This is a genomic window from Escherichia sp. KCJ4928, from assembly GCF_004352695.1.
Taxonomy (GTDB): domain Bacteria; phylum Pseudomonadota; class Gammaproteobacteria; order Enterobacterales; family Enterobacteriaceae; genus ECMA0423.
This window is the reverse complement of record NZ_SJWV01000247.1, coordinates 1-4,345: the sequence shown is the minus strand read 5'-3', so window position 1 is coordinate 4,345 and position 4,345 is coordinate 1. Positions and strand designations below refer to the sequence as shown.

The 4,345-nt window shown below is 46.9% G+C and carries 7 protein-coding genes; 4 read left to right on the top strand and 3 right to left on the bottom strand.

The window, feature by feature from the left end:
* The first annotated feature begins 368 nt into the window (after positions 1 to 368).
* Both E0D98_RS21590 and E0D98_RS21585 read left to right on the top strand, forming a co-directional pair.
* Positions 369 to 782 (top strand): hypothetical protein, encoded by a 414-nt coding sequence (locus tag E0D98_RS21590; RefSeq protein WP_000465046.1) that lies wholly within the window; start codon positions 369 to 371, stop codon positions 780 to 782.
* 1 nt (position 783) lies between these two features.
* Positions 784 to 1,566, top strand: coding sequence for a site-specific integrase (locus E0D98_RS21585; RefSeq protein ID WP_001164194.1), 783 nt, complete (start codon positions 784 to 786; stop codon positions 1,564 to 1,566).
* 133 nt (positions 1,567 to 1,699) lie between these two features.
* Here the strand turns inward: E0D98_RS21585 and E0D98_RS21580 are convergent, their stop codons facing one another.
* Positions 1,700 to 1,975, bottom strand: a complete 276-nt coding sequence (locus tag E0D98_RS21580) for a hypothetical protein (protein WP_000239529.1) — start codon at positions 1,973 to 1,975, stop codon at positions 1,700 to 1,702.
* On the bottom strand, positions 1,969 to 2,613 hold the full coding sequence (locus tag E0D98_RS21575) for an AAA family ATPase (protein WP_000633911.1): 645 nt from the start codon (positions 2,611 to 2,613) through the stop codon (positions 1,969 to 1,971). Before E0D98_RS21575 ends, E0D98_RS21580 begins: the two co-directional genes overlap by 7 nt.
* Positions 2,614 to 2,841: 228 nt before the next feature.
* Here E0D98_RS21575 and parM point away from each other — a divergent pair, with 228 nt between their 5' ends.
* On the top strand, positions 2,842 to 3,813 hold the full coding sequence (parM, locus tag E0D98_RS21570; protein ID WP_021580010.1) for a plasmid segregation protein ParM domain-containing protein: 972 nt from the start codon (positions 2,842 to 2,844) through the stop codon (positions 3,811 to 3,813).
* 4 nt (positions 3,814 to 3,817) lie between these two features.
* On the top strand, positions 3,818 to 4,210 hold the full coding sequence (locus tag E0D98_RS21565) for a plasmid partitioning/stability family protein (RefSeq protein WP_000340829.1): 393 nt from the start codon (positions 3,818 to 3,820) through the stop codon (positions 4,208 to 4,210).
* Positions 4,211 to 4,214: 4 nt separating this feature from the next.
* On the opposite strand, the gene E0D98_RS21560 is transcribed toward E0D98_RS21565, so the two are convergent.
* On the bottom strand, positions 4,215 to 4,345 hold a 131-nt coding region (locus E0D98_RS21560; RefSeq protein ID WP_131890982.1), incomplete at its 5' end, for a DUF4113 domain-containing protein.

Genomic DNA, 4,345 nt, shown 5'->3' with positions numbered 1-4,345 from the left:
GGATCTTCCTCTCCCCCCACACAACGCCACCTCCCATCATCACAACATGTAGTGCCGGATTCAGCTGCTGATGACACTATATGTTGTGTCATCTCCCTGACCTGTGATGCGTCGCGCAGGGGCGGAAAACAGCGATATGATTATTTCCTCAGCGTGGTACACTTCCGGAAAGTTGTGATATTCAAGAAAGTCGGATCTGACGGAAACGACTCTCCGGTAATTTAACGGCGTGGTTATATGGATGCTTGTTATCATGGTGATGATGATAACGGCATGATGTTATCAGACGGCGTGACGGTAAGGGCAGTGATGATGGATGACGTTATCGCATGACCGTCCCTGCCCGGAAAAGAAAAAAGGAGTCACCCATGTTTTTTATTGAGAATGAAGGTCAGGCTGTCGCCAGAACGGATTACTGGCAGTCTGTACAGGCGCAGGCCGGATATGTCTACCTCAGCTGGAATGCCGGCGCAGCCAGGCTGCTTGTCCCGGATGCGGCAAAACATTTACTCAGGGAGATGCGGGGAGCTGAGTACGTCATCATCAGTAAGGGAACGCTGAATGGCCGCGATGCGCTGGAACTGGTATTTGAAGACGGCAGCGATGCGCCGTTCGTGATCCACATGCTGAGTGAGCAGTGCGATCGCCTGCTCCCCGAAAACAACCAGGGAGGGGGTTTTGTTGTCACCGTCTGGACGCGTGGCGGTAACCAGCTCCGTTATCCGGGAAAGTACCGGGTTGTGGAAAACCTGCCCGACGTTTCCCCGTGGAGTGAACACTGATATGCAGCACCTGCCGGCACCGATCCACCATGCCCGGGATGCCGCTCAGCTTCCTGTTGCCATCGATTATCCGGCTGCGCTGGCACTCCGCCAGATGTCGATGGTTCATGATGAACTGCCAAAATACCTGCTGGCCCCTGAAGTGAGCGCCCTGCTCCATTACGTCCCGGATCTGCGCCGCAAGATGCTGCTGGCCACACTGTGGAACACCGGTGCGCGCATTAATGAAGCACTGGCGCTGACGCGGGGGGATTTTTCGCTCGCGCCTCCGTATCCGTTTGTGCAGCTTGCGACCCTGAAACAACGGACCGAAAAAGCTGCCAGGACGGCAGGAAGAATGCCCGCCGGTCAGCAGACTCACCGGCTGGTTCCGCTCTCTGACTCCTGGTACGTCAGCCAGCTGCAGACGATGGTGGCCACACTGAAAATCCCCATGGAACGGCGTAATAAACGAACAGGCAGGACAGAGAAAGCGCGGATCTGGGAAGTGACGGACAGAACGGTCAGGACCTGGATTGGGGAGGCGGTTGCCGCCGCTGCCGCTGATGGTGTGACGTTCTCTGTCCCGGTCACGCCACATACGTTCCGCCATTCCTATGCGATGCATATGCTGTATGCCGGTATACCGCTGAAGGTCCTGCAGAGTCTGATGGGGCATAAGTCCATCAGCTCAACGGAGGTCTACACGAAGGTGTTTGCACTGGATGTGGCTGCACGGCACCGGGTGCAGTTTTCGATGCCTGAGTCCGATGCGGTCACAATGCTGAAAAACAGATATGCATAATAAGTCACAATTATGAATTGTGATTTCTTCTATAAAAAAAGAGACCACTGCAATATGTGATCTCTTGTATGCAAGGGGGCTTAAACAGTATGAATTCATAAGTGTGATTTCATAAGTAATAACTTTTTGATTATTATGTTAGTGTTTTTAAGTATTGCTCAAGGGCTACTCTGACGATGGCACTTACATTTTTTGGATCTTTACCATTGCGTTTATTCCTCAATGCCAGATCTTCTATTGTGACAAGCATGCTTTCACCAAGAGAGATTGTCGTCCGACATTGTTTTTCTGGTTCGGGTTTTTCCGGCGCGCCGTATGGTTTATCCGCAAGGCGCTGAGCCAGAGCCTCTGCTTGTTCTACCGTAACTGCAGCTCTGTTTAATGCTTGCTGGCTGGGTTTCTTCACCATGGGCCAAATACCTCATTCATTAAATGTTCAATTTCTGCTTTGGCTGCTGTATTGTTCGTTTCTACTACACCGGTGCCGTTGCTCATGCAATCGCGATAGACTTTTCTGAAACAAATAACTGAATCCAGAACTTGAATTGTTGGGAATTCTTCAAGATATTCAAGGAATTCTTTTCTCTCATTTCCCCTCAAAACCGGATTGGTTGTTGCCATACTTTGTAAACAATAAACCTTAAGTTCCGGGTTAAGGTTACGCATTGCGTCTATCTGTTGTTCTAGTTCTGTAAGAGTATCCAGATCTGGTTGAGAACACTGTAGTGGCGCAATTATTTGATGTGCGACAACCCCACTCGTTATGAATTCCTTTGAGTTTCTTCCTGCGACATCCACTATTACATCATCGAACTTTTCATTCAGAGCCTGTAGTGTTTGTGTCAGATTATCAAATTTCTCAACAAGAGTTATTGCTGGTAAAAGTCCTGCAGCTTCTCGTTCCGCATGATGTTTTGCGGCTGTTCGTTGTAGATCTCCGTTTAACAGGCAGACTTCCCTTCCTTTATTTGCGAGAGCAATAGCCAGGTTTGATGCAATGGTAGTTTTCCCTGAACCACCTTTGTTCCCACCAACTACAGTAATCATTGCAACCTCATAAATGTGATGTGTGAAGTATGATGATATTTTGACACGGTAACCTGAGGTGTCAATATGTGTTCATATTTATGAAGTATGAAACGTGAAGTGTGTCATATGATGTAATAAATAATACTTGTGTTTTGTGATTTCATAACTATGATAGTACTCAAATTGAGTATTACCTTGCAACCAGAAACAGTGATTTACTCAGATTGAGTATTTAAGGGGCTATAGATGAACGTATACTGCGATGATGGTTCAACAACAATCAAGTTGGCATGGAATGACAATGGGAAAATCAGTAAGTCGTTGTCGCAAAACTCATTTCGTCATGGATGGAAGGTTGACGGGTTAGGGATTCGCCAGACATTTAACTATGAACTGGATGGTAAAAAATACACGTATGATGAAGTTAGCAACCAATCTATTCTTACGACTCATATTGAGTATCAATATACGGATGTTAACCTGTTAGCTGTGCATCACGCTTTACTGAATAGTGGATTAGTGCCTCAGCCTGTATCATTGACTGTGACTTTGCCTATCAGTGAGTTCTACACGAAAGAGTGTCAAAAAAATGAACTCAACATTCAGCGTAAAATTGAGAATTTAATGAGGCCGATTCGTCTTAATAAAGGCGATGTTTTCACCATTGAACACGTTGATGTGATGCCTGAATCATTGCCAGCTGTGTTTTCTCGTCTGGTCATGGATAAAGTTGGTCAGTTCGAAAAATCGCTGGTAGTTGATATTGGCGGCACTACGCTTGATGTTGGTGTTATCGTTGGTCAATTTGACTCTGTAAGTGCCATTCATGGTAATTCTGGCATTGGTGTGTCTTCAGTTACGAAAGCTGCAATGAGTGCATTGCGCATGGCATCCAGTGATACCAGTTTCCTCGTTGCAGATGAATTGATTAAACGTCGTAATGACCCGGACTTTGTTCGGCAGGTTATAAATGACGAAACAAAAACTGATCTGGTCCTTAATACCATTGAGGGGGCTATTGCCAGTCTGGGGGAGCAAGTAGTCAATGAGCTCGGTGATTTTCATCATGTGAATCGTGTTTATGTTGTCGGTGGTGGGGCCCCGTTGATCTATGATTCGATAAAAACGGCATGGCACCATCTTGGGCAAAAAGTAGTGATGATGGAGTCGCCACAGACAGCACTGGTTGAAGCTATCGCGGCTTTCAAAGAGGAGTAATATTGTGGACGATGAACGGAAAAGGAAAAAATTCACACTTTATCTGCATCCGGAAAAAGCTGCAGACTTTCAAACTTTGGAAGCGATAGAGTCCGTTCCGCGTTCTGAGCGTGGTGAGCTGTTCCGGAATGCATTTATTTCTGGAATGGCGTTACACCAACTTGATCCTCGCCTGCCTGTATTGCTGACTGCCATTTTGAGCGAGGAGTTTTCAGCAGATCAGGTTGTAACCTTACTCAGTCAGACGACTGGATGGAAGCCTTCTCAGGCCGATATCAGAGCTGTGTTGACTGAACTCGGTGCTTTGCAATCTGCTGAAAAAATGCCTCCTTCTGCTACTGATTCGGTGCAGGAGGCAATGAATGATGTGCGCCTTAAAATGCAAAAATTATTCTGATATATCAGAATGAAGCAATGGGGATCTCAGTCCATTGTGTTGTATACGAAGGCGAGAGCATTTCCCGTTTCATTTGCCATTCAGGGGCGGTTCCTCGCCTCGCAAACCACACTTTCCCTTTTCCAGACTGGTTCA

What these genes read in the sequence shown, in the direction of transcription:
- E0D98_RS21590 (WP_000465046.1), top strand. Translation starts at nt 369, where the DNA reads ATGTTTTTTATTGAGAATGAAGGTCAGGCTGTCGCCAGAACGGATTAC.
- E0D98_RS21585 (WP_001164194.1), top strand. Translation starts at nt 784, where the DNA reads ATGCAGCACCTGCCGGCACCGATCCACCATGCCCGGGATGCCGCTCAG.
- E0D98_RS21580 (WP_000239529.1), bottom strand. Translation starts at nt 1,975, where the DNA reads ATGGTGAAGAAACCCAGCCAGCAAGCATTAAACAGAGCTGCAGTTACG.
- E0D98_RS21575 (WP_000633911.1), bottom strand. Translation starts at nt 2,613, where the DNA reads ATGATTACTGTAGTTGGTGGGAACAAAGGTGGTTCAGGGAAAACTACC.
- parM (WP_021580010.1), top strand. Translation starts at nt 2,842, where the DNA reads ATGAACGTATACTGCGATGATGGTTCAACAACAATCAAGTTGGCATGG.